At 42.1% G+C, this 16486-nt stretch carries 10 protein-coding genes; 1 reads left to right on the forward strand and 9 read right to left on the reverse strand.

Features of this window, described 5'->3' with window-relative positions:
* Window positions 1–189 precede the first annotated feature (189 nt).
* Window positions 190–1365 carry an MFS transporter gene (locus F8N35_RS12025; protein WP_293053314.1) on the forward strand — a complete coding sequence of 392 codons (1176 nt, stop codon included), beginning with the start codon at window positions 190–192 and terminating at the stop codon, window positions 1363–1365.
* On the opposite strand, the gene F8N35_RS12030 is transcribed toward F8N35_RS12025, so the two are convergent.
* From F8N35_RS12030 to F8N35_RS12070, 9 genes are all read right to left on the reverse strand, one after another.
* On the reverse strand, window positions 1362–3008 hold the full coding sequence (locus F8N35_RS12030; RefSeq protein ID WP_293053315.1) for a glucoamylase family protein: 1647 nt from the start codon (window positions 3006–3008) through the stop codon (window positions 1362–1364). The two genes, F8N35_RS12025 and F8N35_RS12030, sit on opposite strands and share 4 nt — an antisense overlap.
* 2 nt (window positions 3009–3010) lie before the next feature.
* Window positions 3011–5107, reverse strand: coding sequence for a discoidin domain-containing protein (locus F8N35_RS12035; protein WP_293053317.1), 2097 nt, complete (start codon window positions 5105–5107; stop codon window positions 3011–3013).
* 139 nt (window positions 5108–5246) lie between these two features.
* The gene (locus tag F8N35_RS12040) at window positions 5247–6269 is read right to left on the reverse strand and encodes a LamG domain-containing protein (RefSeq protein WP_293053319.1); all 1023 of its coding nucleotides are present in this window, start codon (window positions 6267–6269) and stop codon (window positions 5247–5249) included.
* A 169-nt stretch (window positions 6270–6438) separates the two neighbouring features.
* The gene (locus tag F8N35_RS12045) at window positions 6439–7962 is read right to left on the reverse strand and encodes a RagB/SusD family nutrient uptake outer membrane protein (protein ID WP_293053321.1); all 1524 of its coding nucleotides are present in this window, start codon (window positions 7960–7962) and stop codon (window positions 6439–6441) included.
* Window positions 7963–7983: 21 nt separating this feature from the next.
* Window positions 7984–11034: a TonB-dependent receptor gene (locus F8N35_RS12050; RefSeq protein WP_293053323.1), complete on the reverse strand. Its 3051-nt coding sequence runs from the start codon at window positions 11032–11034 to the stop codon at window positions 7984–7986.
* Between the two features lie 71 nt (window positions 11035–11105).
* Window positions 11106–12668, reverse strand: a complete 1563-nt coding sequence (locus F8N35_RS12055) for a glucoamylase family protein (RefSeq protein WP_293053325.1) — start codon at window positions 12666–12668, stop codon at window positions 11106–11108.
* 12 nt (window positions 12669–12680) lie between these two features.
* A complete protein-coding gene (gene bglX / locus F8N35_RS12060; RefSeq protein ID WP_293053327.1) occupies window positions 12681–14969 on the reverse strand; it encodes a beta-glucosidase BglX in 2289 nt (762 codons plus the stop codon).
* Between the two features lie 324 nt (window positions 14970–15293).
* Complete coding sequence (gene rbr / locus F8N35_RS12065; protein ID WP_293053329.1) at window positions 15294–15869, reverse strand: rubrerythrin; 576 nt, start codon at window positions 15867–15869, stop codon at window positions 15294–15296.
* A 72-nt stretch (window positions 15870–15941) separates the two neighbouring features.
* On the reverse strand, window positions 15942–16484 hold the full coding sequence (locus tag F8N35_RS12070) for a nitroreductase family protein (protein ID WP_293053331.1): 543 nt from the start codon (window positions 16482–16484) through the stop codon (window positions 15942–15944).
* Window positions 16485–16486 lie beyond the last annotated feature (2 nt).

Below are 16486 nucleotides of genomic sequence, written 5' to 3' on the forward strand. Positions count from 1 at the left end.
AAATATTGCCTGATTTTTTCTTTCGACACCATTATTGATCAGGACTAAATAATGATACAAATATAAATCATTTTGGTAATTTGGAGCCATCCGGTTCTAAATTAAAAAAACGCTAATTATATTCTTGTTCAATAACACTCTGTTCATAAGACCTGTAACTTTGCAAACTCAGATTAAGAAGCAAAAAAGATGTATAAAACATTATGGAACAGGGACTTCATTTTGTTGACCCTGTCGAATTTCCTGCTGTGTATTACTTATTATTCGCTCATTTCCACCCTTCCGGTTTATTTAGCCGACAGTCTTCATGCCGACAAAAGCGCCATAGGACTTGTGCTGGCTGCCTATACCATCGCTTCGGTAACGGTTCGTCCCGTGTCTGGCTTTGCTCTTGATAAATTCGGGAGAAAGATGATACTCGTTAGTGCATTAACGCTCTATTCAGCACTGTTTATCGGCTACATGTTTGCTCTTTCCATTGCATTGATCACGGTGCTTCGCTTCATGCAAGGGCTCGGTTGGGGAATTTCCACCATTTCCGGGTCAACCGTCGCCGTTGACATTATTCCCAATGAAAAAAGAGGCGAAGGTATCGGCTTTTATACGCTTTCTACTACCCTCGGCATGTCCGTAGGACCGGTAATCGGATTGTTGCTGGTACATCACGGAAGTTACCTGATTATGTTTGCCGGAATGCTTGTCATATCAATTATCGCAATTGTTTGTGCCGGCATTGTCAAAATACCACAAAATATACCTCATGCGGCCAATATGAGCTTTAACCTGCACAATCTCTTTGAACCGAGAGCGGTATTACCTTCAATTAATTTATTGATTATCATGACTGCTTACGGAGGTTTATTATCGTTTGTGGCCCTTTACGGTAAGGAAATCGGGGTACAGGATACCTCTCTGTTTTTTCTGGTTTTTGCTGCCGGAATAGCCATTTCGCGAATTACCGTTGGCAAGACGTTTGACAAAAGCGGACCTGCCGTTATTCTTACATTTTGCCTTCTGCTTGATATTCTCGGATTTGCAGTATTGGCATTACTAAAAAATCCGTTCGGATATTTCATATCGGCCATTCTGATCGGCTTTGGTAACGGAGTGGTTTTCCCGGTTTTTCAAACGATGGTAAATAATGTTGCCGAACCGGCTCACCGCGGAGCAGCTAACTCAACACTTTACACGGCGCTCGACCTCGGAATGGGTGCCGGTATGATCCTGATAGGCTTCATATCCGAGCACACATCCTTGTCGCTTGCATTTCTTTGTTGCGCCGTAATTTGTTTTGTTGGCCTTGCTTTTTTCCGCTTCAGGGTATTGAGCGATTATCTGTCAAAAACACTACAAACCAAACATTAATACGTAAAGCCCAGCTTTGTTAAGCCTTGCTGAATATCACTATTTTGCATGAAAAGGTGCCACAGTAACTGAGTACGATAATTTTCTATCATCACAACAATAGGTCCTTCGTCGATTGCCAGATATGAGTTTGAAAACCACGGAGTATTGAGCGAAAATGCATCATAAAAGCCGTAATTGCTCCAGAGTTTGTCGCCCAACATATAATAGAAAAAACGTGCTGCACGAAGGCTTTCGTTAGGCGTGTAAGGCATGGACGAAAGGGCTGCTGTTGGTGCAACCACACCCAGGTCATTGGTGGGCGAACTTGCCGAATATCCGTTTGGAATATCACTTGCCGTCAATCCCCAAGAATCTGCGCTATAGCCGTAATAGCCTCCCGGATTACGAATGCAATACAAATTATTAATTTTGGCATGAGCCGTATTTTGCTGCCAGTAAGAGGCATATTGGTCTCTCAGGTTCCGCGGATCGAGCCCTAAAAAAGAGTACTGAGCAAAGAACAACGGGCCTCCGTAGTCGCTTCCCAGCGGTAAAGTCACCCCTTCGAATGTTTTACCGTTCACAATTCCGCCATTTTTAGCCCAACCGTTGGTATAAACCTCTTTAGTTATTGAATGAGTAGGAGACGAAGCTGCTAAAACATATACTATCAAAGCCTCATTATAGCCTGCAATCGGCATATTCATGGCCCAACCGTAATCGGGCGACCAGTGCCAGTAAAGAACGTTCTGCCCGTTTTGGCGATACCAGTCCCATTCCACATTTTGCCACAGTTTCTGAATGGTATCGCACATGTTTTGTTCGCCCGGACTACCGTTTTTGAAATACTCCCGAACAGTCAACAATCCCTGCATCATAAACGCGGTTTCTACCAAGTCTCCCCCATCATCTTTCGTACTGAACGGAATTACCTTTCCGGTCGTTCCGTTCATCCAATGCGGAAACGCGCCATGGAATTTATCGGCCTGTGTATTGAGAAAATTAACCACTTTATTGATGCGGGAAAAACCATCGGAACGGGTAAGAAAACCTCTCTCGATACCCACCAGTATTGCCATTAATCCGAACCCGGAACCGCCGGTGGTCACAGTTTCACCCGAACCAAGCCGCTCACGTGCCATACCCGACACCGGATGAGCATAATCGGTAAAATAACTCAAGGTTTTTTGCTGTATCAATGTCAACAAATCATTATCCGAAAGGGTTGGAAATTTTGCAGTACTATCAATGGCAGTCATGTATTGAGACGAGAAACCGGTTACGATCTTGCCCCCAAGATTAACACCTGTATTTATTGAAAATGTAAACGAAGTCAATGGTGTTGCCGAAGCAGTCGATGTTAATACAATAGTCTGTTTATTATCACCTTGCGTAGCCTTATAATTTGAACCAATTGTACCTCCAAACGACAAGCCAGAGGTAACGATGGAACCGGGATCGACTGTATTGTTGAATACAATCTTTGCAACCTGAACACCAGCTGCAACGCCATGGAAATTTCCGTTATTGGTTAGTGCTGTGCCGTTTACCTGCACACTAACAACAGACAAAGAGGTAACATCCGGCACAACAGGTTCATTATTTTTGCCACATGATGCAACAATAATGATAATGGCTAATAAAAAGCTCAATTTTCTCATATTCATTGGCATTTAACCGGTTTTGACAACGGTGATACCCCACTCTCGCCTAACGCTTCAATTGCGCACCAATAGGTTGTATTTTTATCCAGGCCTCTCATGTCGTAAGACGTTGCATCATAAACTGTAATGCAATTGTAAAGCTTGTCGGGAGCTGTTCCGAAACGAATATTGTAACCGTATGCTTCGGCTACAGCTTGCCACGTTATCGCTGCATTACGGGCATCTTTCTTGTCTCTTACAACTACAAATTTACTGACTCCGGCAGGTGTTTGTCCTTCCGATTTGCCGAATACCCGGAAATCCATCAACGCAAAATTGCCGCTTGCCGAATGGACGTTTTCAATTTTCAGGTAACGTGTTGTCAAGGGCTGCTTTAGCTCCGCATAGTCATGAGGAACGTCAAGATCATTATTGCTTTTGTCCACAACCAATTGCCAATCCTTACCATCAAGCGATGCATAGATTTTGTACTGATGATACACATCCATTGCTTTACCACATTGGTTTGCTTTGTGTTCATAATAATTCACCTGAATGGCATTAACCTGTTTTTCAGCGCCTAAATCCATAGCAAACCACTCTCCTGGGTTGCCGGTGGCGGCAGCCCAATACGTCCGCATGTTCTCATCAGCTGCGTTTTCGGGCAGGTAAATACTGTCCGAAGACGATGCCCACACCTTTTTGTGCAACGAAAGCAACATCCAACCGGTAAAGTTGCCTTTCGCATGATCTTCGGAAGCAAGTGGAATCGTGGTCGGATAATCGCCGAACGCCGTATTGGCAAATAAAGTACCTTCCTTATCGAAACCTGCCGGATAGAGTCCGATACGACGTTCAAAAGTTTCTCTAAGTGATAACATGCAGGTAGCTATGTGCCAGTAGTTTCCGTAATTATCTTTGAAAGTGCCACCGTGCCCGGCTCCCAACACAAAACCTCCGGGCTTGTATGAAAACGGATTGTGCTGCTGGTACACGAATGGCCCTAATGGTTTATCCGACACATAAACACCATCGGCATACACTTTGAATTCGGTACCGGGAGCTCCATACTGAAGATAATATTTCCCATCGTGTTTTGTCATAAACGAACCTTCAACAAAGGGTTTCAACGTTAGAGAATCGTCATTGTTCATTCCGAAACGCTCCCATCCGTGAAGCTCGGGATGCAACAGTATCAAATCGTGAATGACACTTTTGGGACGAAATGATGCACGATCGTATTCAACACCTTTCGTTGGGAATTCGTTGCTCGAACCGTAATAAAGATACAGCCGACCATCATCGTCGAGAAAAAGATCAGGATCCCAGTGAGGCAAAAGAGCCGTTTCTGCCAGATGCTTCCACCGGCCGTCGTCAGGATGAGTGGTGTACCAAACCGGCAAATCTTTGTACGTAGAACCAAGCATAATCAATGTATCACCAAAGACCTCCACCGCGGGAGCGCACTGATCATCGTCATTGGGTTTGCATTGAAAACCGGCAAAGATATATTTCCATTTTGTCAAATCATCCGAAATGTAATAACCTGACTGGTTGGTTGAAAAAAGATAATATTTTCCTTTGTACGGCACAATCATCGGATCGGCGGTAGATCGGCACGAAATGCCTTTATTGTTGCTGTGATTGAAATATTCGAAGTTATAGTCGATATTTACCGGGTTGCAATACGTTTTCGGACGATCGTTATTCGGGTCGAACCAAAGAGTTGCCTGTGATTGCTGACGCGTGATAGAATGATTTTGGTTATCAGGCAACATGCGAACGGTGATCGTTTTGGTAGTCGGTGAGATGGGAGCCTCTGTAAATTTCATTCCCGGAAAATAGCAAATCAGCGCCTTGTCATCCGGGCTGACCATCATTGTGAAACGGCCTTGGGCATCACTGGAAGCGGAAACTACCCCGTGTTTAACCATAATCTGTGCTCCGGACAATGGAGCGCCTGTGCTGTCTGTCACTACACCTTTTATTTGATATGTCTTGACAACGGGTATTTTATACTCGGTTATCTGCCCTTTGACTGTTTTGGTTTGAGCTTCTGAGTGCATTCCCCAAATTGCAACAATACCAATGAATATGAAAAGTTTCAAACACTTCATTTTTTAGGTTTTTAATGCCGGATAGCCGTTAAATTGCTACCGGGTATTACGAAAATTGTCAAAATCATATTGAAGAAACAAGAAATGGGTACAAACTTTATGTACCCATTTCTCATTCTAAAACCATATTAATCAAAAACTACAAACCATATTTTTCCAAACCTGCAAGAGCCTGTAGTTCTAACACACTTAATGCTTTATTGTAGATTCTTACCTGATCCAATTTGCCCGTTAAGTAGCTTGCCCAACCTTGAGGACCGCCTGCTGTACCCAAACTTGGTGTACACTGAAATTGTTCAGTTCCAAAAATGATGTTTGTCGCTGTTGCTGGAAATACCAAATTACCCAAACCAGAGGCAATAGTAGTAGCAACAGAGACTCCATTCTGATACAGAGTAAATGTCGAAGTTGCGGCATCGTAGGTTAATTCAATAGGCACCCAGGTATCCCATGGATTCGTAATCCATCCATTAGTAAACCAAGCCTCGCTTTGAGCATTAACGTGTACCTTTAAGTTGGCGGTGGTGGCTGTTCTTCCTCCATTTTCATAGAACATTTCAAATGCTCCCCAGAACTGATCAGAACGTGAAAAACATATTGGGGTAATCAATCCATTGTTTGTATTGCTGGTATACAACCAGAATGAGATCGTGAAACTCTGTAGATTTTTCACAGCGGTAGTCATATTGGAAATCATATATCCGTTAGCACCACCTTGCATCGCTTTGCCTTTCACTCCGGGCACAAAAGTTGTGTTTACTCCCGTACCAACAGTATTGGAAACGCTATCAATATAACTATTTTCAAATGCCCAATAGCCAACAAGATTTGAGGGTGCTACCTGAGAAGATTTTGTGAAACCATTAATTGCTATAGGAACATAAATCGACATTTCAGACCCATAGGTTGTGCCGATTGCATTAGTAGCATAAGCTCTATAATAGTACGTTTTACCCATTTTAGCTTTATCCAGTACAGCAGAAAAAGGACCTCCAAATGTATGAGCAACAACAGTTTTGTTTTTAGCTATTGTAACATTCGAGATAGTATCGTAGCAAATGCCGGCTTCAGTAATAATAGAGCCTCCATCCGTTGGAATATTTCCTCCGGCACTCACCTGTCCGGCAGTTATTGTTGCAGCTACGGTAGTTATAGATGGCATATTAAGTTCTCTATTGTTCGTTGTAGTACAACTTGTTGCCAATATAAAACCAGCCGCAATGAAACATATAAATAATAGATTTTTCATGTTGTTACATTATAAAATTAAGGTTTGTTTCATGGCCGTCAACCTTCGTGATAATAAGAGTTGACGGCAATAAAAACAGCATTTATTTAAGATTCTGGTCAAGGTCGATCTGCGTCTGTGGAATTGGAATATAATCACTTGTTCCTGACGTAAATCCAAATGCAGAGAGTGCCGTAGCAGCTTGTCCGGTGCGAAGCAAATCGTTATAACGTTCGCCCCACCATTCGCAGGCAAATTCAGCACGACGTTCATCCAAAACGTTTTGCAACGTAGCATTTGTAATGGATGCCAGCTTTGCACGATTTCTTACCAAATTCAATGGCACATCTCCATTTTGTCCTTTACGAATTTTAGCTTCCGCATTCAACAACAGAGCATCGGCATAACGCAAAACTCTTACATTGTTGTTGGAACCATAATCGGTTCTTCCTGCATTCATTTGTGAACTTGGCAGATATGCCTTCCCGTTGAAATACTTCAGACCATCGGAATTTCCCCATATCTTGTCACCGCTTGGAGTCATAACGTACGAGTTTCCATCAGCGCCACAGGACATGATGGTAGTTTTACTACGAATGCTATCTTGGCGGGTATTAAAGAAATCAACAATTGCCTGTGATGGTGTCATAAATCCCCAACCTGATATTGCACTACCTCTCTGATCTCCGCGAGGACCCTGGAATGCCCAGAAAGCTCCGGGTTCAACATTGGTTCCTGATCCGGTTCCGAAATCGCTGAATTGCAGTTCAAAGAGCGATTCGTTGCATAATTTACCCGGCTTCTTGAATAATTGGTAGAAATCGGAATACAAGGAAAATTTTGAGCTATTGATAATCTGATTGGTACAATCCAGCACAATATCCCAGTTTGCATTGGCATTATCGCTGCCTGCAAGGTCTGCAGCGGCTTTGGCCTTCAGCAATAAAGCGGAATACTTGGTAACAGCACCAACATGAGCAGATTGATTAGGACGTGCATCCTCCAGATTGGCAATACAAAAATCCATTTCACTCATAATGAACTTGCGAACATCGGCAAACGAACTCTTACCAATGCCCGACAAGGTAGAGTTATCCGTCAAGATGGGCACATTCCCAAAAATTCTTGAAATAGTCAAATGGGCAAACGCACGAATAAACCGAACTTCAGCCTGATATTGATTGTACAATTTTAGGTTCGTTGCATCGCTAGTCGAAATATTTGCTGCAAATTTTGCCAATTCGGCCAATGCATTATTGGTATAGATAACAAGCCCATAATAGTCATTCCAACAATTGTTTGTACCCCAGAATGTCTGTACGGATGCATAGGAATTGTGGAAATATTTAATATCGGTTAGTGTAGACTGATCGCTGGCCGACGAGCCTTTATCCAAATCATCGCCTCTCACGCCGCGAATACCGAAGTCCATCCAGTGCACCAGCCCGGGATTTTCTCCACATGCCGTTCTGTAAACGCCAGAAACCGGTTCGTACATATTCGACAGGTTGGTGTAGTCTATGTTCATGTTATTATACTTGTTCTCGGGCAGTTTATCCAGATAATTGGAACAGCTACTTGCAATTACTCCCACCAGAAGTAAAAAAAGATATATTAATCGTTTCATAATAATTTAGATTTTAATGGTTTAGAAAATAAGTCTCCATCCAATACTATAAGTAGCTGATGCAGGATAAACCTGATTATCATAACCTAAATTTCTCAGATCATTAATTGCTCCGGTAATTTCGGGTGTAAATCCGCTATATTTTGTGAATATTAAAGGTCTGTCAGCCGTAAGTGACAAACGCATTTGCGGAGCTCCCTGTTGGTTCGAAAGCTTGAAGGTATAGGCCAGTTGGATATTCTGAATACGCAGATATGATCCGTTTTCAACAAAGAATGAACTGGCGGCATTGTTCCATGCCTTGGTAGTTCCGTATGCCGAAGGATAACTGTTGGTAGAACCATCGCCCGACCATAAATTAGTCACCAATTTGGCATCGCCATTCATATCGCTGTACCAAAGACGACGAGCACGGTTCATGTTCAGAATTTTATTTCCGGCCTGTCCCTGTAGCATCACATTCACCTCAAAGTTCTTGTAGTTACATCCTAAATTGGCACCATAAGTCACTTTAGGCAGATAATTACCAAGATTTACACGATCACTCGCATCAAGCACTCCGTCGCCATTCTGGTCTTTGTATTTGAAATCACCGGGAGTCAGACCATTTGCTTTAGCAATTGGATCAGCATCAATTTGAGATTGATTTTGGTATACACCAATCACCTGGTATCCGTAGAAATAATTGATAGGCTTTCCGACTTCCATGCGGGTAGGAAATTCAGCAACACCGGTCATCATGTATGCCAATCCGCCTAAATCCTGCACACTATTTTTAACAGTAGTAAGGTTAGCACCAATATGATAGCCGAAATTACCAATCTTATCTGCCCAGTTCAACGTTACTTCAACCCCCTGATTCAACACTTTACCCCAGTTACCATACACTTGTTTGTTGGTCATCGGCAATTGTTTGTTGAATGCCAGATTGTCGGTAACACGGTGATAATAATCCAAAGTTCCTGTTAATCTCTGACCCAAAGTTGAAAAATCGATTCCGGCATCCAACTCTTTTACCACTTCCCATTTCATATATTTGCTGAAAATGGCATCAATAATATATCCAGGAACATATGCACCATCGGCAGTTGCAGTACTTCCATAAACACCGTTATTGGTAGTTGTTGTAGCGAAGTTAATATTGTTGGGAACTCCATCATTTCCGAGCATACCCCAGCTTACACGGGCTTTCAGATAATCCAGAAAATGTTGTTGTTTCATAAAGCTCTCTTCGGAAATAATCCAGCCTGCACCTACTGACGGAAAATATCCCCAATGCTGCTGGAACTTAGAGCTTCCGTCGGCTCGGAAAGTTGCCGAAAGCAGATATTTGGAAGCATAATCGTAAGTTGCCCGGCCAAACCATGAAAAACCATGAAAATCAGAGCCGTTATCTGTAACTGTAGCACTTGTAGCAGCGGCTTGGCTCAATGCGAGATAGAGGTATTCTTCCTGCGGACCCGGTACATCAGGAGCAGTTCCTTTGAGTTGTCTCCAACGTTCATCTCTGATAGATTGTCCCACCATTGCAGTAATATGGTGTTGATTGAAAGCCTCCTTGTAAGTCAACAGGTTATCTACAATATAATTATTCCAGTTGTCCTTTGTTTCGGCAAGCAAGGAGAGCTTACTATCCGATGATTTCTGATAATTATCAACGAAATAGGCAGGTGTATAATTCAATTCAAGATTCGATGTGTATTTTTCGCTCAGTTGTGTTTTGAAAGTCAATTTGTCTTTAATCAGCGAAACTTCAGCATACACTGTAGGCATTACCTGCCAGCTGGTAGTTTTGTCGTAATAATAGTTGGCAGCAGCAACCGCATTCGAAAATGCACCATTGGCAAAGCCAATGCTTGTTGAAGAAGCATAAGCGGTGGGAGTTGCTGTGGTGTTAGCCGGATCATATACCGGAAATAAAGGTGATGAATAATAAGCATACGAGAATGCAGCATTATTAGGCGAGAACAACGTAGAATTCGATAAAATTACCTTATACCCTACTTTCAACCAGTTATAAGCCTGAAAATCGGTCTGAGCTAAAATATTGAAGCGCTTGTAGTTGTTCTTTGAAATCATAACTCCATCCTGATCCAAATAACTCATTCCGACATTATAGGTAGCCTTTTCACTGCCCCCGGCTATGCTAACATTATGACTATGTGTCAGAGCTGATTTTTTCAAGATTTCATTATACCAGTCTGTATTAGTTGTTGGATTAGTACCACTACCTCCAAATTTTTGTGCAGACAATGTAACATGCGCCAGATCGGAAGAAGTTTGTTTGGCTATTTCCATAGCAGCATACTCGCTTCCGTTTGCCATTTTCAGCATATGAACCGGCGTTTGTAATCCCACATATCCGTCATAAGTGATTTTGGTAGGTGTATTCAGTTTTCCTTTTTTGGTCGTGATCAATACCACACCGTTTGCGGCCTTAACACCATAAATGGCTGCTGCTGAGGCATCTTTCAAGATAGACATATCTTCAATATCGTTGCTACTCAAAAAGTCGATATTGTCAAAGAACATGCCGTCAACAACATACAACGGACCTTCATTGTTCAGAGAACCGACACCACGGATACGAACCGTAGGAGACGATCCCGGAGAGCCTACAGTTACTACCTGCACACCGGCTGCACTACCCTGCAACGCATTCATGGGCGAAGAGGTAGTCCGCTTTATCAAATCCTCTGATTTTACAACCGCAATTGGGGCTGTCAGGTCTTTTGCTTTACTTGTACCGTAACCTATTACTACTACTTCGTTCAGTTTTTGGGATGCTGATTTCAAATTAATAGTATAACTTCCACCTTTTACAATAACTTCCTGAGATTCATACCCAATATATGAGAGAACTAATGTTTTCCCTTGTGCAACCGACAAGGAAAATTTCCCATCAATATCGGTAATGGTGCCCGAAGTAGTGCCTTTAACAACAACACTAACTCCAATTAGTGCTTCCTTTGTATCGGCATCTTTCACAATTCCAGACACATTGGTCTGTGCCATCAGATACGTGGTAAACGATCCGAATAGCATCAAAAAGAGATAAATCTTCTTTTTCATAGGTTTGATTTTGTGTTAATTAATACATAAATATCTATCTTCTTAACTTATGACATCTCAGTATCAATCCTTCATTTGTACTGAAATCCCAATTTCATTAGTCCGTTACCAATCTCTTCATTTTGCATAAAGAGAGTCCAGAGTAAGCCGCTTCTGTAGTTCTCTATCATCACAGCAATCGGTCCCTGATCGATTGCCAGATAAGAACGAACTACCTGTTGGCCTGTTACCATGTTCAGGTTAAAAGCATCATAAAATCCATATTTGCCTAATAATTGGTTACCTAAATCGTAATAGAAATGACGGAATACAGGCAGCACTTCCTGTGGAGCATAAGGCAAGGACGAAAGCGCTGCTGTTGGCGAAACAGTGCCATTTTCATCAGGTGTGCCCGGATGATGCGAAGTATACCCAACCAACGGATCGTCAGAAGAAGTAAATCCCCAACTATCGGCTTCGTAGCCTTTGTATTTCTTCGGGTTTGCTAATGCATAAGCACGGTGAATCAAAACATGATTTCTGTTTCGTTCCCAGATATTGGCATCCTGATTGTATAGCCCTTTGGGATTAAGTCCAAGGAAAGAGTAATGGGTAAAAAACAATGGGCCTCCGTATTCCATGCCCAACGACAGCGGTATTCCAAAATAGCTTTTGCCATTTTGATAATATGGCGAGGTTCTCCAGCAATTAAACACTTCGGAACGAATCGGGTGTGAAGGTGAAGATGCAGCCAATACATACGTAATCAGGGTTTCATCGAAGCCCTTGATCCGATGACGCATTTTGAAGCCATAATTTTTTGACCAGTGCCAGTAAAGCGAGTCTGTGCCGTCCGTATACCAATTCCAGTCTATTTCTTCCCACAGTTTTGTGATACGCGACGATAGTGCTTTTTCCTGATCATTTCCGTTTTTGAAATATTGACGTGCAGTAAGCAAGCCCTGTGTTAGGAAGGCTGTCTCGACGAGATCTCCTCCATCGTCATACTGGCTAAAATTGAACACCTTACCTGTGTTGCCATTGTACCAGTGCGCCCAAGCTCCATGAAAACGATCGACTCTTTCGAGGAAAGAAACAATCTGATCGATTTTATTTAGGGCTTGTTCCCGTGGAAAATAATTACGCTGAGCGCCTGCCACCAATGCCATAATCCCGAAACCGGTACCACCTGTCGTCACTATATCTCCATGATTATCATTGCTTCGCTCACGCGCTAATCCGCAATCCGGATGAGCCAGATCGAAGAAATAGCGAGTGGTATAGCGTTGTACCATATCAATCAGCTGGTCATCAGTAAATTTATGGGTCGTTGCCTTGCATTGGAACTTTGCAGCAGCTTTGTCCATCAAGTTCATTCCTTTGGGAACAATTCTGTACACCAAATTTCTTTCTCCGACAGATTTACCCAGAAAATCGAGGTAAAATCCAGCGTTAGTTTCTGCCCGTTTCTGAAAATGAGACCCATTATCCGTCGAAAGATAAATTTCGTAAGTAAAACCGGGCAGATTGGCATACGTTATTTCAACGTGCGCATCATAACCTGTAGCCTGCAGCGATTCCGGAACAACATATTGCTGAGCAGATAACAACGGCATACAGGCAGTTGCTAATAAAAGAATTAATAACCGAATCATAGCAATAAGCTTTTACTGTTCAAGTGTAAACATCGTTTTCTTTACATCTCTGGAGTTTCCGCCTACATACACCTCAAATTCTCCGGGTTCCGTGCCAAAAGTCATATCTGCACGATAGAAGGCTAGCATTTCCGGTTTTATGGTAAAATTGACGGTTTTGGTTTCTCCTGCTTTCAGGAAGATCTTTTCAAAACCTTTCAGCTCTTTTACCGGCCGTGTAACGCTGCCTGCTAAATCGTGCAAATACATTTGAACTACTTCTGCACCGTCTTTTTTGCCTGTATTTGTAACCTGACAGCTAACGGTGATGCTGCCATTTGCGTGTAATTTTGATGATGAAAGCACCGGAGTGGAATAATCGAACGTAGTGTAACTAAGTCCGTATCCAAAAGGATAGAGTGGCGAATTGGGAACATCCAAATAAACAGAACGGAATTTTTCAAATTGGTCTTCTTCATGTTCCGGTCTGCCGGTCGGTTTATGTGCGTAATAAATAGGAATTTGACCCACATTGCGTGGAAATGTGGCAGTCAGTTTTCCGCTCGGATTAACGTCTCCGAACAAGACATCAGAAATGGCATCGGCGGCCATTGTTCCTCCAAACCAAACATTCAGTATGGCCGGAATATTTTCATTTTCCCAACCCAATGTGAGCGGGCGTCCGGTAAACAGCACCAATACAACCGGCTTACCCGTTTGAGCCAAAGCTTTGAGAAGCTCTTTCTGTGTGTCCGGAATAGAAATATCAGACCGGCTTGCACACTCGCCGCTCATTTCAGACGATTCACCTATAGCTGCCACTACAACATCGGCTTGTGAAGCTACTTTCAGCGCTTCATCCAAAATTTCTTTAACCGGGCGGCTATCACGATTCGTTGTTTTGCCAAACACGCTGACTCTTTTTTCCATTTCTTCGTCGGCAAAAATATTGGATCCTCGTGCATACACGATTTTAGCTTTATCACCTACTGCCGCCTTCATTGTTTCATAAAGGGTTGCAGGCTTGGAAAAATCGGCAGCGACAGACCATGTGCCGCACATATTTTCTCTGTTATTGCCCAACGGACCGATTAAAGCAATAGTTCCGTTCTTCTTTAAAGGCAATAAATTGGCCTGATTCTTTAGCAAGACGAAGCTTTCTGCGGCTGTTTTGCGGGCAAAATCCAAATTAGTCGGCGTGAAAATCTCCGTTTTAGCACGATTTTCATTACAATATTTATAGGGATCTTCAAACAGTCCCAGCTTTAATTTTGCTATCAATACTGATTTACACGCGTCGTCAATCTCTTTTTGTGTTATTTTTCCTTCACGAAGTGATTGTTTCAATGTTTTCAGGAAGCCTTCACTTACCATATCCATGTCAACTCCGGCCTTCAAAGCCAAAGCAGATACCGCCTGCAAATCTCCCATTCCATGAGCTGTCATTTCGGAAATACCTGTATAATCTGTAACTACAAAACCTTTAAAGCCCCATTGTTTGCGCAACACGTCTGTCAGTAACCATTTGTTGCCTGTAGCGGGAATCCCGTCAATTTCGTTGAAAGAAACCATTACAGATCCGCAACCGGCATCAATAGCGGCTTTGTAAGGAGGTAAATAATCTTCGTACATTCTGCGTTTGCTCATATCCACCGTGTTGTAATCGCGTCCGGCTTCGGCTGCACCATACAACGCATAATGTTTTACGCATGCCATTATGTTATTGTTATGAGAGAGATCTCCCTGATATCCATTTACCATTGCTTTTGCAATCAAAGAGCCGAGATAGGGATCTTCTCCGGAACCTTCGGCAATACGTCCCCAGCGAGGATCACGGGCAATATCCACCATTGGAGAAAAAGTCCAGCATATACCATCTGCACTGGCTTCAATTGCTGCAATGCGTGCCGTTTTTTCTATCATCGGCAGGTTCCATGTGCAGGATAATGCGAGAGGAATAGGAAATGTGGTTTCGTAACCGTGGATAACATCCATCCCGAAAATAAGAGGAATATGCAAACGGCTTTGTTCTACGGCTACTTTTTGCATAGCTTTAATCTTAGCAACCGATTTGATGTTGAACAATCCGCCAACTAATCCTTGTTTAACTTTACCACCAATATCAGAATTTTGTGCCTGACCTGTTACAAAATCCCCGGCTCCCGGCAAATTGAGTTGTCCTATCTTTTCGTCCAGCGTCATTAGTTTCATAATTGAATCTGCTCGATGTTCAATTCTTGAAACAGTTCTGGCTGGTGTATTTTTAAAAGAGGAGAATAAGACAAATAAGAAGAGTAAAAGAAGAGAAGTAGCTTTTTTCATATAGATGATTTTAGGGTAATTTTTACAAATACAATGCAAAGTTATTGCGCCAAAATTGAGTTGTCAAGTATTTGAACCCGAGATTAATACTACAATAAATAATACAAAATAAAGGCACCCCTACTTTAACCCCACAAGCAAAACAAAATAGTACTTATATAATTGTATATTAACTTTTTATACAATATAATTATTTAATATTTCATTGCTTTATAATCCCCTCTACCATGTGTAATAAATGATAAATAAATACAAAAAGCCCCTGATAATATAAATTATCAGGGGCTAAGATGTAAAATTTTAAATTTTAAACAACGATAAGCTTTAGTAATTTTCTTTTATCACTTCAAAATAAGCTTGCGGATGGAGACATGCAGGACAAATTTCAGGAGGTGTTGTACCCGTATGAACATAACCACAGTTCCGGCATTGCCAGGTTACTTCATCCGTTTTTTCAAAAACTTCATTAGCTTCAATGTTATGCAAAAAGGCAAGATAACGTTCTTCATGACCCTTTTCCGCAACGCTAATCATCCGATACATGGCTGCAATCTGAGGAAATCCTTCCTCATCTGCAATCTGGGCAAAGAAAGGATAAAGTTCGCTCCATTCTTCGTGTTCGCCTCCGGCTGCTTCTTTCAGGTTTTCGGCAGTAGTACTGATTACACCGGCAGGATAAGTCGCAGTTATCTCAACCATTCCACCTTCAAGGAACTTAAACATACGTTTTGCATGTTCTTTTTCCTGATTTGCTGTCTCTTCAAAAATGGCAGCAATTTGCTCGTATCCCTCTTTCTTTGCCACGCTTGCAAAGTAAGTGTAACGATTACGGGCTTGCGATTCACCTGCAAATGATTTCAGCAGGTTTTGTTCTGTACGTGTTCCTTTAATACTTTTCATAGCCAATCATTATTAATTGAAAATTAAACAATTGAACATTATATTAACCGACATATTTTCATGTCCACTTCATCAATATATATTATACGAAACAATGTCTGTGATGGATTTTCGTATTTTTTCCCGATGAGCCGCCTTTGGATAACCTAACAATATCAACAAGGCAACTCTTCTGGATGCGGGAATTTTCAATAATTTCCGAACTTTCTTTTCGTTAAGCCAGCCTATGACACATGATCCCAAACCTTCATCAGTCGCTGCTAAGGTAATGTGGCTTGCCAGAATACCCAGATCCGTATCCGGATAATGTCTGCGCTTTATCAATCCTCCTATCTTGGATGAAAAGTTGGTGCTTTCTTCTACGATTACCAAATGGATCGGTGCCTGTTTTGTAAAATGATTAAATCCTAACGCTTTGCTGGATGTAGCATCAGCAATTTTGTTTTTTAGTTCGAAATTGTCAACTACTATAATTTTCCACGGTTGTCCGTTACATGCAGACGGAGATAACCTTGCCGCCTCTAAAATGCGTTCAAGCTTTTCCTTTTCAACAGGCTGATCATTATACATTCTGTCGCTCTGTCGCTTTTCGGCCAACTCCAGGAAACTTTGCACGT

The sequence above is a fragment of the Paludibacter sp. genome, assembly GCF_009712605.1.
Lineage (GTDB): Bacteria > Bacteroidota > Bacteroidia > Bacteroidales > Paludibacteraceae > Microbacter.

What these genes read in the sequence shown, in the direction of transcription:
- F8N35_RS12050 (WP_293053323.1), bottom strand. Translation starts at nt 11,034, where the DNA reads ATGAAAAAGAAGATTTATCTCTTTTTGATGCTATTCGGATCGTTTACC.
- F8N35_RS12030 (WP_293053315.1), bottom strand. Translation starts at nt 3,008, where the DNA reads ATGAGAAAATTGAGCTTTTTATTAGCCATTATCATTATTGTTGCATCA.
- F8N35_RS12025 (WP_293053314.1), top strand. Translation starts at nt 190, where the DNA reads ATGTATAAAACATTATGGAACAGGGACTTCATTTTGTTGACCCTGTCG.
- F8N35_RS12040 (WP_293053319.1), bottom strand. Translation starts at nt 6,269, where the DNA reads ATGCCATCTATAACTACCGTAGCTGCAACAATAACTGCCGGACAGGTG.
- F8N35_RS12035 (WP_293053317.1), bottom strand. Translation starts at nt 5,107, where the DNA reads ATGAAGTGTTTGAAACTTTTCATATTCATTGGTATTGTTGCAATTTGG.
- rbr (WP_293053329.1), bottom strand. Translation starts at nt 15,869, where the DNA reads ATGAAAAGTATTAAAGGAACACGTACAGAACAAAACCTGCTGAAATCA.
- F8N35_RS12055 (WP_293053325.1), bottom strand. Translation starts at nt 12,668, where the DNA reads ATGATTCGGTTATTAATTCTTTTATTAGCAACTGCCTGTATGCCGTTG.
- F8N35_RS12045 (WP_293053321.1), bottom strand. Translation starts at nt 7,962, where the DNA reads ATGAAACGATTAATATATCTTTTTTTACTTCTGGTGGGAGTAATTGCA.
- bglX (WP_293053327.1), bottom strand. Translation starts at nt 14,969, where the DNA reads ATGAAAAAAGCTACTTCTCTTCTTTTACTCTTCTTATTTGTCTTATTC.